This window comes from Dolichospermum sp. UHCC 0260 (assembly GCF_009711985.1).
GTDB classification, from domain to species: Bacteria; Cyanobacteriota; Cyanobacteriia; order Cyanobacteriales; family Nostocaceae; genus Dolichospermum; species Dolichospermum lemmermannii.
Map to the genome: position 1 here is coordinate 1 of NZ_VIKZ01000020.1, position 14,759 is coordinate 14,759.

Annotated in this window: 14 protein-coding genes and 1 tRNA gene; 9 read left to right on the forward strand and 6 right to left on the reverse strand. The window is 39.2% G+C overall.

The features are described from left to right. Nucleotides 1-49: 49 nt before the first annotated feature. From FJR08_RS09865 to FJR08_RS09875, 3 genes are all read left to right on the forward strand, one after another. On the forward strand, nt 50-820 hold the full coding sequence (locus FJR08_RS09865; RefSeq protein WP_168633048.1) for a pentapeptide repeat-containing protein: 771 nt from the start codon (nt 50-52) through the stop codon (nt 818-820). Nucleotides 821-944: 124 nt separating this feature from the next. Then, nucleotides 945-2,636, forward strand: coding sequence for a dihydroxy-acid dehydratase (ilvD, locus tag FJR08_RS09870; RefSeq protein ID WP_168633049.1), 1,692 nt, complete (start codon nt 945-947; stop codon nt 2,634-2,636). 69 nt (nt 2,637-2,705) lie between these two features. Next, nucleotides 2,706-3,338 (forward strand): hypothetical protein, encoded by a 633-nt coding sequence (locus tag FJR08_RS09875; RefSeq protein WP_168633050.1) that lies wholly within the window; start codon nt 2,706-2,708, stop codon nt 3,336-3,338. Here the strand turns inward: FJR08_RS09875 and FJR08_RS09880 are convergent. Together FJR08_RS09880 and FJR08_RS09885 are read right to left on the reverse strand one after the other, a co-directional pair. Further along, on the reverse strand, nt 3,313-4,476 hold the full coding sequence (locus FJR08_RS09880; RefSeq protein WP_168633051.1) for an FAD-binding oxidoreductase: 1,164 nt from the start codon (nt 4,474-4,476) through the stop codon (nt 3,313-3,315). The genes FJR08_RS09875 and FJR08_RS09880 overlap by 26 nt on opposite strands. 46 nt (nt 4,477-4,522) lie before the next feature. After that, nucleotides 4,523-4,774: a hypothetical protein gene (locus FJR08_RS09885; RefSeq protein ID WP_148279023.1), complete on the reverse strand. Its 252-nt coding sequence runs from the start codon at nt 4,772-4,774 to the stop codon at nt 4,523-4,525. Between the two features lie 192 nt (nt 4,775-4,966). Between FJR08_RS09885 and FJR08_RS09890 the strand changes: the two genes are divergently transcribed. After that, nucleotides 4,967-5,203: a hypothetical protein gene (locus FJR08_RS09890; RefSeq protein WP_015078732.1), complete on the forward strand. Its 237-nt coding sequence runs from the start codon at nt 4,967-4,969 to the stop codon at nt 5,201-5,203. Nucleotides 5,204-5,545: 342 nt separating this feature from the next. Next, a tRNA-Ile gene (locus FJR08_RS09895) sits at nt 5,546-5,618 on the forward strand. Nucleotides 5,619-5,634: 16 nt separating this feature from the next. Here FJR08_RS09895 and FJR08_RS09900 read toward each other — a convergent pair. The 3 genes from FJR08_RS09900 to FJR08_RS09910 all read right to left on the reverse strand — a co-directional run bounded on the left by FJR08_RS09900 (nt 5,635) and on the right by FJR08_RS09910 (nt 10,825). After that, nucleotides 5,635-6,405: an RNA methyltransferase gene (locus FJR08_RS09900; protein ID WP_168633052.1), complete on the reverse strand. Its 771-nt coding sequence runs from the start codon at nt 6,403-6,405 to the stop codon at nt 5,635-5,637. Between the two features lie 214 nt (nt 6,406-6,619). Next, nucleotides 6,620-10,033 (reverse strand): alkaline phosphatase PhoX, encoded by a 3,414-nt coding sequence (locus FJR08_RS09905; protein WP_168633053.1) that lies wholly within the window; start codon nt 10,031-10,033, stop codon nt 6,620-6,622. 186 nt (nt 10,034-10,219) lie between these two features. Next, nucleotides 10,220-10,825 (reverse strand): TIGR02466 family protein, encoded by a 606-nt coding sequence (locus FJR08_RS09910; protein ID WP_168633054.1) that lies wholly within the window; start codon nt 10,823-10,825, stop codon nt 10,220-10,222. A 127-nt stretch (nt 10,826-10,952) separates the two neighbouring features. On the opposite strand from FJR08_RS09910, the gene FJR08_RS09915 reads away from it, so the two are divergent. The 4 genes from FJR08_RS09915 to FJR08_RS09930 all read left to right on the forward strand — a co-directional run bounded on the left by FJR08_RS09915 (nt 10,953) and on the right by FJR08_RS09930 (nt 12,424). Beyond that, nucleotides 10,953-11,411: a DUF4079 domain-containing protein gene (locus tag FJR08_RS09915; RefSeq protein ID WP_168633055.1), complete on the forward strand. Its 459-nt coding sequence runs from the start codon at nt 10,953-10,955 to the stop codon at nt 11,409-11,411. A 203-nt stretch (nt 11,412-11,614) separates the two neighbouring features. Then, entirely contained in the window at nt 11,615-11,908 is a 294-nt protein-coding gene (locus FJR08_RS09920; RefSeq protein ID WP_168633056.1) for a type II toxin-antitoxin system RelE/ParE family toxin, read from the forward strand. Nucleotides 11,909-11,920: 12 nt separating this feature from the next. Further along, a complete protein-coding gene (locus FJR08_RS09925; protein WP_168633057.1) occupies nt 11,921-12,220 on the forward strand; it encodes a HigA family addiction module antitoxin in 300 nt (99 codons plus the stop codon). Next, entirely contained in the window at nt 12,221-12,424 is a 204-nt protein-coding gene (locus tag FJR08_RS09930; protein WP_168633047.1) for a hypothetical protein, read from the forward strand. It abuts the gene before it with no gap. 563 nt (nt 12,425-12,987) lie between these two features. Here FJR08_RS09930 and FJR08_RS09935 read toward each other — a convergent pair. Further along, a complete protein-coding gene (locus FJR08_RS09935; RefSeq protein WP_168633058.1) occupies nt 12,988-14,715 on the reverse strand; it encodes a bifunctional serine/threonine-protein kinase/formylglycine-generating enzyme family protein in 1,728 nt (575 codons plus the stop codon). Between the last annotated feature and the right edge of the window lie 44 nt (nt 14,716-14,759).

Here is a 14,759-nt window from a genome sequence, read left to right on the forward strand (position 1 = left end):
ACAACTGACCACACTAAACCAGAAACTTAGATTAATACAAAAATAAATTATGAACAGTAAAATTTTGCTAACATCTGTATTTTTAGTCACAGTCAGCTTATCAGGTACAGTGCAAGCGGCAAATTATGAAGATATTAGACAGTTATTGGCAAATAAACAATGTCCAAAATGTCTTCTTGGTAACGCTGGGTTAGTAATGGCTGACTTAGCTGGGGCAAATTTAAACGGTGCAAATCTTGCGGGTGCGAATTTAAGTCGGGCAAATTTGGCTGGTGCGGATTTGCGAGGTGCGAATTTAAGCGGTGCGAGTTTATTTGGCGTGAATTTAAGTGAGGCTAAACTTAGTGGTGCAAATTTAAGCGGTGCTGATTTAAGAGATACTTATTTAATGAATGCTGAATTGAAAGGTGCGAATATTACAGGTACAAATTTTCAAGGTGCGGTAGGAATACCTTCGCAAATTGCTAAATCAGAAGATTTTTATGCTTGGGGTGTAGCAGCAGCAGAAAAGGGGAATCTTAAACCAGCTATTGATTATTTTAGCCAAGCGATCGCACTTAAACCAGACTATGCTGGGGCATATTTAGCCCGTGGTGTCGCTAGTTACCAAAGTTTAGATAGAAAAAACGCTTTAGAAGATGCCCAAAAAGCAATAGAACTATTTGAAAAAGAAAAGAATAGTGAAGGAACACAAACAGCCAAAGCATTTATTTTAGAATTAAAAACCCCTTACACAGAAACAGTGAATACAGGTAAACCTAGCTTTATGGATTTTGCGGGTAGTCTAGGTTCAGTCTTATTACAATTTTTGCCCTTCTAATACCCAGTTCATTAATCTATCATTATCTGCGGTTAATGATTATGAAAATCTTGTTCTATGCAGCTTCGTCTTAACTTAGGATACTAACTAAGAAGCAATAATGGCACAGAAGGGAAAAAGATAAATGTCAGAAAATCTTAGAAGTAAAACTATCACACAAGGGGTACAAAGATCGCCTAATCGCGCCATGCTTAGGGCTGTAGGTTTTGAAGATGCAGATTTTAACAAAGCCATTGTCGGTGTAGCCAATGCCTATAGCACCATTACCCCTTGTAACATGGGGATAAACGAACTGGCACAAAGGGCGCAAACCGCGATTAAAACCGCCGGTGCAATGCCCCAAGTTTTCGGGACAATTACCATTAGTGACGGCATTTCCATGGGAACAGAAGGGATGAAATACTCCCTCGTTTCACGGGAAGTTATCGCTGATTCCATAGAAACAGTCTGTACTGGGCAAAGTATGGACGGTGTATTAGCAATTGGTGGCTGTGATAAAAATATGCCAGGGGCAATGTTAGCCATGGCGCGGATGAATATCCCTGCTATCTTTGTTTACGGTGGTACAATCAAACCCGGACACTATGAGGGTAAAGATTTAACTGTTGTCAGTTCCTTTGAAGCCGTTGGTCAATACAGTGCTGGTAAAATTGACGAAAATGAACTGTTAGCAGTTGAACGCGGTGCTTGCCCCGGTGCGGGTTCATGTGGAGGGATGTTTACAGCCAATACCATGTCTTCAGCTTTTGAAGCCATGGGCATGAGTTTACCCTACTCCTCCACCATGGCTGCTGAAGATCCAGAAAAAGCCGACAGCACCGAAAAATCAGCCGTTGTCCTCGTTGAAGCTATACGAAAACAAATATTACCTCGGCAAATTATCACCCGCAAATCCATAGAAAACGCCATTTCCGTGATTATGGCTGTGGGTGGTTCTACCAATGCAGTATTACATTTTCTAGCGATCGCCCGCGCTGCTGGTGTTGAACTAATTTTAGACGACTTTGAAACCATTCGCGGTCGTGTTCCCGTCATCTGTGATTTAAAACCCAGTGGTAGATATGTAGCCACCGACCTACACAAAGCCGGCGGTATTCCCCAAGTCATGAAAATGCTATTAGCCCATGGCTTGCTGCATGGTGATTGTATCACCATTTCCGGGCAAACAGTCGCCGAAGTCTTAGCAGATATCCCCGCAGAACCACGGACAGACCAAGACGTAATTCGTCCTTGGCATAACCCCATGTATGCCCAAGGACACCTAGCCATTCTCAAAGGCAACCTGGCCATAGAAGGGTCAGTAGCCAAAATTACCGGAGTCAAAAAGCCTGTAATTACAGGACCCGCGAGAGTATTTGAATCGGAAGAATCCTGTTTAGAGGCAATTCTCGCCAAAAAAATCCAATCTGGGGATGTTATCGTTATCCGCTACGAAGGACCAAAAGGCGGACCCGGTATGAGAGAAATGTTAGCCCCCACCTCCGCTATTATTGGGGCTGGTTTAGGTGACTCTGTAGGCTTAATTACCGACGGACGCTTCTCCGGTGGTACTTACGGCATGGTAGTCGGTCACGTTGCCCCAGAAGCGGCTGTAGGTGGTAACATCGCCTTAGTAGTAGAAGGTGATAGCATTACCATAGATGCCAATGCCCGATTGTTGCAACTGAATGTATCAGCAGCAGAATTAGCTACTCGTCGCGCAAATTGGCAACCACTTCCACCCAGATATACTAAGGGCGTACTTGCGAAATATGCCAAACTTGTAGCTTCCAGTAGTGTGGGTGCAGTAACAGATTTGGACTTATTTGCTAATTAGTAATTATATGAGATCCCCAACTTCTTTGAGAAGTCGGGGATCTGAATTGAATTAAGATATTTGAAGATTATGCAGCTAAATTCAAACTTATCAGCAACAGTTACTCAACGTTGGCAAATATTGAAAAATGGGATTAATCAAAATTTAGATTCTTTCACTCAATCTGTACAACAACAAGCGACAAAAACAACTGATAATACTAAAGATTATTTAGAAAATAATTGGCACAATGTCGAGAAAATTACTAATAATACATCAGGAGTAATTCAAAAAACTATTAATACATCTGTGCATGATTTTTTATCACAATATCCCTGGTTTTTCCAAGTATTAGAAATATTCACATGGGGAATAAATCACCCTGTCAGGGGTGGAATAATTTTATTATTTACAATTGCAGTGATTTGGAGTATCATTAAAGCAATTGTTAGAATCATAGAAACTGCCAGTTGGTCAATTTTAAAAATTCCTTTTATATTACTACAAAAATTATTAAAATCTCTTTGGATAACATTTCCTAAAGTGGGAATTTTCGGCATTGGTAAAATTCAAAGTAAACAGCAACGGTTAGCTGAAATTTCCCAGCGTTTAGAAGTTATTCACAACGAACAAAAAGCACTATTACAAGAAGCTGCTAAACTCATGAAATCAGATCCAGAAAATATGATGACTAATTCTAACGGTCAGGAGACATCTGTTTAATTATCTCATCTTTTTGACCAGATACAAAATTAGCAAACCGGACAGCTAAAGGTGGTACAAAGAGAAAAGGACTACTAAAACCGGAAAATATATGTAGTCCTGAAAATTCAGAAATAGCACCAATTAAAGGCAATTTATCCTGAGTAAATGCCACTAAACAATGATGCCATGTTCCTGGTAAATTTCCTAAACTTGGTAATATGTTCGTAATACTTTCTCGTAACCATTGTTCACTTGCTGTTGAGTTAATTTCCGCTTGCGGATTTGTTAAAACCCGGCTAATTTGACCTATGCGTAAACTCCCGTCCAGAAATTGCACCACACCAGCATCTAAAATTGGTGATACTATTTCATGATTCGGGTTATCCCATAATTCATCAATTTGAGTAGATTCTGCTTCTAGTTCATATCTTTGCAGATTTGCGGGTGATACTAAGCTATGTAATTGAATATCTGTAGATGGTATTTCAATGATTTCTGCATGAGAAAAATATATTTTCGCAGCAATATCCATTGATTTTAGTAGTTTACGAGTAATTCCTCCAGCACAAATCACAACATTATCACTCTGAAAAGTATTAGTATTTGTTTTCACACCTGTACATTTTTTCATAGAAGTAGTTACTAGTTCTATAAATTCCCCAAATTGGATTTCTCCTCCTAAATCTATCATTGCTTGAATGTAAGCTTGGGTAGTTTTTTCTGGGTGAACATGACCATGTTTAACAGTTAATGCACCAGATATAGCTTCGGGGTTTAAAAAAGGTTCTAATTCACAAGCTTCTTGAATACTAATTAAATGCGGAGGAATAACAACATCTTGATAAGATTTAGCCATTGTTTCGGGATTAATATCTACGGAAATAGTCATTAATAAATTTAATTCCCGAAATTGAGTATCTGCATTTAATTCTTCTGATAATATCCGATGACGGGTTAACCCTTCTGTAGATAATTGTTTTGTAATTGCTGTTGTTGCTGACCAAAAACTAATGCCACCATAACTATAACGGGTAGCATTTTGGGGTGTTTGGTATTGTTCCAACAAAAGTACAGAAAATCCAATTTTTGTTAATTCATACGCAAGTGCAGCACCAGTAATTCCCGCACCAATAATAATCCAGTCGTAAGTTTTCATAATTTAGTAAAAATGTATATTGCACATGAATTATTAAATGTTTTATTCATTTTAATGAAAGCAAGAATTCTTTTGTCATAAATTCATCAGCGATTTTTCCATCAGTGGGTAAGTATATACAAACTTGAATATCTAACTCTTTTAAAAACTTGCACATCAATGGTCCAACATCTTGCCATTGTAAATTACCAAGTCCACAACCTAAAGCCGACATTGCCAAAGATTTTATACCTTGTTGTTTATAATTATCCTGAATCCATTTTAACACCAATCCACTTATCTCAGAGTAGTTACTCAACTACGTAGAAGTTTTGCTTGTATACTAGGAATTAAGCAACTGAGCTTTACGCTTACCTGGAAAGGGTGTAAAGTCTATTTATAATTCCTAGTGTTGATGACTCAGCAGCTTACAATTAAATAGACTGAAATTATAAATATCATAACTGCTTGACAACGCTTTCAATTAAACTATTTCAGAGTATTTAAAACGATGAATATGCAAGAACAACCTAACGGTGCAGATAATAAACGCGCTGACAAGACAGAAATCGCTCTGCATCTAGATTCTGAATTAATAGAGCAAATTCAACATCTCACTAATGACCCCAGTAAAGTGATTGAAGTGGCTATCCGTCAATGGTTACGCGGTGATTTCACCAGAGATGATGAGTTAACACGTACACCCCTACGCACACCCGTTCCCCCTCGTGGTGAATGGAATGATTAAAATCATCCGACAAGTGTCAACAAATAATAAGAAATGTAAAATTTAATGCCTTGAATGCCATAAAGGTCAAAAATCCACAGTTTAAAAATGGGAAAGCTGTAAAAGTTTATGCCAGAATTCAAGTAGCGTTAGTTTGACACTCCCCGTGTCTGTAGACCGGGGGGTGTCAATAAACAGAACTACCAGAAATATTCGCCGAACACTAGATTTAGTGAAATTAGTGGTTTTGTTGATAATTGTTTACAGGTTGCCAAATTATGGTAGAATAGTGTACTGTTGTTGAAGTGAAGTTATAAATCAATGACTAAACTAAAACTACAGGGTTAAAATCCAAGTAAATAAGCGCCTTTGGCCGATTGGGGAGGCAACGAACTCATAATTCGTCTTCAGGCTGGTTCGATTCCAGCAGGGCGCACTTTGCAAAATCCTAACTATAATAAATCACGTTTTTCAGGTTTTTGCCTGTTAATTGCCCATTCTATCTGTCGTAAAATCCCCCTTAACATTCTTACTTCCGCAGTTTGTGGATAAGCACGATTATACAGGTAGCGGAATTTTTCCATGCGACTAGCTGCGGTATGAGGATAAAGATAACCAATGGACAGCAATAAAGATTCCAATTGTTGATAGTATGCTTCCATCGCATCTAACGGGGCAATTTCTGAAACAGGTATATTCTCTTCTATAAATAAGTCTGTAGATTGTGACAATTCATAACAACAAATAGAAACCGCAGTAGCTAAATTCAAAGATGGATATTCTGGATTAGTGGGAATAAAAACTAATTTGTGGGCATAATTTAATTCTTCATTAGTTAATCCCCTATCTTCCCTGCCAAAAATTAAAGCTACAGGCTTTTCTGCTGCTGCTAATAACCAGGGTAAAGCGGTGCGAGGGGTTTCTAGAGGAATTTCTCCACTGTAGTCCCGTCCCATGGTTGCAATGGCACGGACACAGCCCTGTAATGCTGCTGGTAATGTATCTACTATGATCGCAGATTCTAAAATGTCTTTGCCACGAACTGCCATTTTTATAGCATCCGAGGATGTGCGATCGCATTGAGGATTGACTAATATTAATTTAGATAAGCCAAAATTTTTCATAACTCTGGCCACTGAACCTATATTCAATGGTCCGGCTGGTTCTACTAATACGATAATTACGTTATGGCAACTGGGTTGTATATTAAAACTTTCTGTCATACTTATTTACTTTTACTGGCTCTAATCATCATAATTCAACATTTAATGCATTCATTATCTATATGCAAAACTAGTGGTTTAAGTAAAAAAATATCAAATACTAGAACTTATGCACAATATTCAAAAGTTAAAAAACCTTGGCAAAACTTGGAAAAATATCAAGTCCTGCCAAGGTATTTAGTTACAAGTAATTACTATGAAATGCTGGCTTTAATTAAACCAGAACAAACTGATTAGGATTAGCCACACTCAAAGCGCTGGCTTGAATACCAGTTAAAGTGGCTAAAGTTTGACCACCAAAAATAACCGCAGTGTCAGCACCAACTTGAGTCAAAGTTAGATTAGCTGTAGTGATACCTAAATTGGCAGCGCCAGAAATACCAATTACATCAGTACCAATTTGGAAATCTAGAATGGTGTTAGTAGCTTTGGTTAATTCACCAAAAACAATCCAGAATTGGTCAGCGCCAGCACCACCAGATAGGGTGTGACCACCACCAAGACCAATTTCAAAGGTATCATTACCATCACCACCCAAGGCACGACCATTAGAACCATTACCCAGGAAGAAGATATCATTACCAGCGCCACCGGAGGCACGGAAATTACTGGCTTCATCTCCGAAAAATGTGTCGTTATCAGCACTACCAAAAGCGCGATCGCCATTGGCTAAAAACACGGTATCATTGCCGCTACCACTGTCAATAATGTTATTGCCGGCAAGAGCGCCCGCAGCCGCACTATCAATCTCATCATTACCAGCACCACTAAACACGACATCATTAATACCACCAAAGCCAGGAGTTTGCTTGGCTACAATCGTATCGGCATTAGGTGTACCAGCAAAGAATTGTGTGTCCTGAATCAAATTGGCATTAGGCGCAGTCAAGAAAGATAACTGACCACCTTCAACCAGGTTTTCTTGTCTAGTTTTTGTGCCATCACCATTACCATCAATATTTGTGGCGGTAATAATTGTTCCAGAACGAATACTATGCGCCTGGACATCAAAGACAAACTGTGTACCAGGAGCGTTACCAAAAAGACTAGAAACGTCTAGAATACCTGAAGTTTCCCAGTTACCGATATCAGTGGGGCTAGAATCAGTTTGACCAGAAGGAACAGCCGAGCGATCAACTTGTGCAATTTTAGTTAAGCTGTCCGCTGGATTGGCAGCAGCAGGATCAAGAACGTAAATAGAGGCTTCTTGCTTAGAAGTTGCACCCCAGATATCTGCTCCTAGTGCGCGGTCTTCTTGTAAGTAAATTTTGCCATTATCAGCCCAGTCGAGGTTATCAGGACTACGCATACCGAAATCTTGTTTACCAGCGTCGTTGCCATCGTAAAGGATGTCAATTTTTGCAGTGATTTCTGGTGCAGTTGTAATCTTCCACAGAGCATCATTTCCAGATGTGGGGTGTTGAATGGCAACGATAAATTCATTGGGATTGTTTGTAGAAATCAACCCAGTAGGTTCAGATCCAGGAACTCCCAAACTAGCCCAACGAGTAATTGATTCAGCTACACCATCCTTATTGCTATCAGATGCCTTCCAGATATCGCCAGGACCGTTGTCTTCGATAATGTAAAGATTACCAGCAGCATCACTAGCCAAGTTGTCAGGGTTATTGAGGTTGGTACCAGCAGCTAAAGCAGTACCACCATCAATTGTGCTACGACTAGCAAAAAGCTTAACTTCATTGGTTTTGAGGTTAATGCCATAAACTGCGTTTTCGCTAGTTGTAGCTACATAAAGAATGTCACCAATAATTTCTAAGTCTTCTGGACGACCGTAGGGTGTACCACCAACTTCATCCGCTGCTGCCCGTCCGCCCGTAGTAGTGCTACTAAAGTCAAAGGGATCGGCGGTGGTGGTTTTCACGCCATTAGCATCGGTAATCGCCACCCAAGTAGCTGCACCAGTGCGAGTAGTAGCTGCATTTGCAGTAGAGTTCCAGTTTTCCGAAGCATTACCTGTAAAGGCAGTTACCTTCAAGACAAAACTTTGTCCAACACTCAAATCACCAACAGTCTTAGGTACAAACTTGTAGATAGAACCAGTGTTGCTCTCATCAATAAAGTACAAAGTACCAGAGGTGTCAAACTTCAATCCTTCATGGGAAACCGCAGGAATATTGCTGCGCCAAACCACATTGGCTGTATCACCAGCAGCCATCAAGGGGTTAAGCCACTCAAATAGACGACCATTGGTTCTTTCTTCTGCTGTAATAACTGTTCCATAGGGAGTATATACCGCAGGGTCAAAGGGACCAAAATCATCGTTATTCTTATCCCAAGCCGCAGGATTACTGGTGTAGGGTAAGGAAACTTGACCAGTCAAGGCTGAAACAAAGTCGCCAGTTTGGGTGTCGTAGCGAGCTAAACCAGCGCCTTGACTTACTTCCATCGGAATGTAGATGTAGCGGTTGGTGGGATCGAGTGCCACCATGTCCCAGTTACCAAAGGTGGCAGCAAATTGAGGATCTAGGTTAGCTTTGTTGCGGTCAACAATTTCTGTCTGAGTGAATCCTGTTGGTAGTAAAAAGGGTGCAGTGTCTTCTGCTGTAGGAACAGTAGCAGTAGTAGAAAGAAGTTGGCTAAAGTCAACATCAATTTTGTAGGTTGTACCCCAAACATCAGGACCTGCAGTAATACCAGTGGAGGCTAAAACAGCTTGAGTACCATCGAAAGGATTGGTAGCGATATCTTCAGGACGAGAGAATCTGAAGGCATTAACGGCGGTAGCTAACTCATTTTGTTTTGTTTGTGTAGCAAAACCTTGAGCGTCATAACCTGTAGTATTTGCTTTTGTGGGATCGTAGTAAGAAATTTCTACAAATTGACCGTTTGTGCTGTTACCACTGCCTTTGAACTGGCTAGGATTAGCTTCAATTGCATCAGTAGCATTTGCAGGATCGTCAGCCACCCATACGAATAGTTTACCCTGTGCTAAACCATTGCGTTCCAGGAAACCGCCAGCTTTTTTATCGCCAACATAGAGATATAAAGGCGCGTTACTGCTATCATCACCAATTAAAAAGGCAACTTTATCAGTGCGTCCTGTATTTAGTTCTGTGACGTTTTCCCACGAAGCGCGACCAAATGCCGGGACTGCATATAAAGTATTTGTTTGTGTATCTAAGGCGAATTGTGTACCATTACTGGTTTCTTCACCAGAGAAGAAAATACGATCAGCTAAACCAATACCCGCACCAAACTGGTTGGCTTCAAACAAAGCAGCAGAACAAAAACGCTGAATACCACCAAATTCTAAGTCAGCAGCAGCATCAACAACTTCACCTTTGCGGTTGATAATTGTGTCATGGGCTAATCCAGCGTTGACAATTTGCAATGTCCGCTTGTCAACATCGAAATAGTTAACTCTTGCACCGGGGAGTTGAGTACCGTTTTTCAGGGTGTACTTATAACCATCAGTAGCCGCTACCTCATTAACAACTAATACACGAACAGTTGTATCGTTGAGTGAGTAAGCGCCAATACCGTCAAGAATCCCAGGAGCAACATAGTTGCCAATTTTGTCACCAACTGTAAAAATAGGGTCAACGGTGTAACCATTTAATCCTTTTACTTGAGACGGTTGGGTTGTATCGAATGGTGTGTTAGCCATAAAATCTCTCAGTTTTCTTTGTAATGCTTACTGAATCAATGCTTGGTAAATTTAGGAGAACCTATACTTACCGAATATGAATATTACCTTTCAGTAGAATCTCACGCAGAGGTTAAGAAGGCACTATGATTTGGCTATTTCTTGATTAAAAATCCTGCTAAAAGTTAATTTTTGATTAATTAAAGATTATCTATTTATAGGTACTATGCCAATATTAAAACTAATACACACCCGATCGTCATTACTCATATTCATTTCCACACCATGTAATAGCCAACTGGGAAATATTAACATTGTCCCTTCACGAGCTTTATAAGTGATTTTGGGGAAAGTCCAGAGATTAAACTCTATGGAAGGTGGTACGATCATCTGTGAAGCTGGTCGCGGATCAGAGAAAAATATGCCACCACAATTTTCAGGAGTTTTCAGATAATAAACTCCACTTAAAATTGAGTTGGGATGATTATGTACAGAGTTGGAGGCAAGTTTACGATTAATAATTGCCCAAGAAGTTGTAATTTTGAGACTAAACTTTTGTAAGTCCCATTGTAAAAATGTGGCAACTTCTAAGACATTTTGATTAATGATTTGTATCAGGTTGTCAAAACTATCCCTTTCATGCAACCTATCTGTACTATGCCATCCTAGTATATTTGACCATTTCTCACCCTGACTATCTCGACGTTCTTCCGCATAGATAGTTTGTAAGAGTGGAGGATTTAATTGTTGATAATTTTCTAGGGAAAAATGCCAAACAGACGTGGGAAACCAATCATTTCTAGAACCAACCATAATTTTGATTTATGTTTATATTGACTTGTGAACTTTGTCGCTGGGCAAAAAACATGGACGGCTAAAAACAAAAAAAGCCTAAGTCCTGTTAAGCTCAATAGGTAACTTTCCTGCACTGAACTGTTTTATGCACCTACCTTCCTTTCTATGGTTATGGAAAATAGCCGCTTGGTCAATGGGATTATCTTTACTAGCCTATTTATTTTTAGCCATAACTGGTCTTTGGATGTTACGGGTTAGAACAAACCCAGAATCTTTCGGTATTCTCTTACCTTGGTATCGTCAGCAGGTGCGATCGCTCCATTATATAATCGGCATAACTATGGTTAGCCTAGTATTATTACTTCTAGCCGTTGGTATTGTGGGTACATTAGGACACTTTGGTTCACTGGGACATTCACCACATTTAGCCGCTGGGTTAATAGTCGTCATCTTAGTTTTAGTATCCGCATTTAGCGCCACTCAAATTAATACCACACAACTTTGGGCTAGACCATTACATCTTGGTTGTAATTTCTGCTTATTACTAGGATTCGCTTGGGTATCTCTCAGCGGTTGGACTGTGGTGCAAAAGTATTTACCTTAATTCTCAGTTTCCACTATGCTTCTGTTATGTCTGGGAAATTATGCAGACCACACACAAATAATTTATCCTGAAAATCCTGATTCAGCCCTTGACAAAATTCTCAGTTTCAATTACACTTATGTTAAGAGTAGGAAAGTGTTCGCCCATATATATAGGGTTTTTATTTATCAAATTATTCAAAGCAGTAAAACCAACGTTCATAAATGATTCATACTTTCAAAAATTTGGGTACGCAAGACATTTTTGATGGTAAAGATTCTAAAGGTGCTCGAAAAACCTGTCCCTCATCCCTTTGGAAGCGTACAATTCGTAAACTAGATCAGTTAGACTCAGTTACAAGTCTAGAAGATTTAACAATTCCCCCAGGTAATTGTCTAGAAGCATTAAAAGGTGATAGAGAAGGTCAGTATAGTATTCGTATTAATGATCAATATCGAATTTGCTTTTTTTGGCGAGAATTAGGGGCAGATGCAGTGGAAATTGTAGATTATCATTGAGGTATTACATTTATGAAAATCCCAACCCATCGTCCTCCTACCCATCCTGGAGAAATGTTATTAGAAGAGTTTATGATTCATGAGGGTTTAACACCCCAAAAAATAGCTGAGTCTATTGGTGTTACAGAACAGCAAATTGTAGATTTAATCGCAGGTAAACAGCATATCACACCCAGTTTAGCACTGCGGTTATCCAAGTTTTTTGGCATATCTGTTGATTTCTGGATGAATTTACAAGTTCGCTGGGATCTATATTATGCTCAACAAGCAGAAGCAGAATTTCTGAATACAATTAATCCTTTTGTCGCTTGAATGTCTGAATCAGGATTTTCAGGATTTACAGGATGTTGTTGGATGATTGTTTTTGGGAAGTGGGGATTTTTTTTGTCTGAATCAGGATTTTCAGGATTTAAGGATTTACAGGATGTGATTGAAATATTGTTTTTGGGAAGTGGGGATTTTGGGAAGTTGGGATATTTTAAAGGTGTTGTTTTATGCTCTTCTTTAGATGATTAGTTTACAGCATTTTCGCAATTACCAATTACCCATCTTGAAAATTCTTAAATCCTGATTCAGACAAAATCATTTCCAAAATCCCAACAAACAATCATTAAACAACATCCTGAAAAATCCCAACTTCCCACAAACGATCATTAAACAACATCCTGAAAATCCTCAAATCCTGAAAATCCTGATTCAGACAAAATCATCTCCAAAATCCCCACAAACAATCATTAAACAACATCCTGAAAAATCCCAACTTCCCACAAACAATCATTAAACAACATCCTGAAAATCCTCAAATCCTGGATATCCTGATTCAGACAAAAAAAATCACCAACTCCCCACAAACAATCATCCAACAACATCCTGAAAATCCTTAAATCCTGGATATCCTGATTCAGACATTGACAAAGTTCTCAGTTTCGACTATGCTTATGTTATAGGTGGAAAAGTATGCGCCCATATATATAAGGTTTCCACATCCAGTATTTATCCAAAAAGAATTCCGCCTAACTGCTGGGGCAAGAGAAAAGAAAAAAGAGCAGAGGGCAAAAGAGCAAGAATATAAAAGGCTACTAAGTCCTCGCCGCACCACTACATACAACCCGAAAACCGAGCCTGCTGTAGTGGCCATCGAGGTTGAGGTAGTAGCGACAAGCAGAACGGCAACCCTGAGGATTGTAGTTCCACGAACCACCGCGCAGCAGCTTCATATTGCTTCGACTAATCAAAGCGCTGCCATTCATAGGCGCGTTTATATAATTTTCCTGCCCATCATCTTCGCACCATTCCCACACATTACCGTGCATATCATACAAACCGAAAGCGTTAGGGGGAAAAGTTCCTACATCAGTGGTTTGTCCTCGATATTGCTTTCGATATTGCCCTCTCTGTGCAGCAGTGTAGGAATAGTTACCATCATAGTTTACCAAATCTGGGGTAATACTTTCACCAAAATAAAAAGGTGTCGTTGTTCCCGCCCTACAAGCATACTCCCATTGTGCCTCACTGGGCAACTTATAGTTTTTACCTGTTTTTTGGCTTAACTTTCGACAAAAATTAACCGCATTATTCCAACTCACACATTCAACAGGACGATTATTACCTTTGAAGTGAGCAGGGTTGTTTCCTATGATAGCTTGATATTGTGCTTGAGTTAAAGGATATTTACCGATAAAGAAGCTAGGAAGAGTAACTTGATGTTGGGGACTTTCATTATCTCTTCTTTTCGCTTCGTTTTCCGGTGAACCCATGTAAAATGTTCCTGCGGGTATTTCCACCATTTCCAATTCCACCCCATTTCCCAAATCTTCCACAAAGTAATTTGCTGAGTGGTTGCGTCGGTTGATAATGCTTCCTTTCTCGTTGGTTGTGACAATTTCAAAAGTGAAAGTTTTGAGATGATTATTTTGTGATTGAATACCTAAAAATGTAAACCATTCTGAAATAGACTGAGGACGGTTTTGATAATCTAACTCCATTCCCTTGAGAATAGCATCATTTACCTTTTGACTAATTTGAGAATTGTATTTTTGCGGTGGTTCAATCGCCATTTTCATATCTAGCATTATCTTAGCATTCAGATAAGGACTAGGCAGAGGAATGAAAGGAGGTTCATGAACAGCGATAATTACATATAATGTCGCAGCTAAAGCATAAATATCTAAAGCCGGAGTGAAGTTACTTCTATTTTCAAATTGTTCTGGTGGTGCAAAAACCGGAGTTTTGGCATTTGTTAAACTCATCAATTCGGCAAAGTTGACTTCTCTGGCTAAACCAAAATCAATTAATATGGCTTTATTGTCTTCTTCTCTTAGTAAAATATTCGCAGGTTTAATATCTCGGTGCAGATAATTACGACTATGAATATAAATTAAAGCTTCTCCAATGCCTTTAATAATTTCTAAACCCGCACTTTCACTAAAAACACCATTCGCGTATAAATATTGTTCTAAATTTTTGCCTTTGACATATTCCATCACCATACAAGATAAACCATTTTCTTGAAACAGTTCAGGATAAACCTTGACAATGTGAGGATGATCAAAGGTAGCTAAAACCATCGCTTCGGTGTTAAACTTGTCCTGTTCTTCTGCTAAAAATTCTCCAAAACCTTCTGTATTCCCATATTTATCTCGATAGCGTTGTTTCAAAAAAGAGACATTGAGACTTTTGATAGCTACTTGTTTTTTGCGTTTATGGTCTTGCGCTAAATAGGTAATACCAAATCCTCCCTGTCCAAGAGTGTCAATAATTTCGTATTGTCCTCTTTTGAGTAGTTGCCCTGGGGTAAAATAAGCCATAATAAAATTTAAGTTGTCAGAATCAGGATTTAAGGATTTTCAAG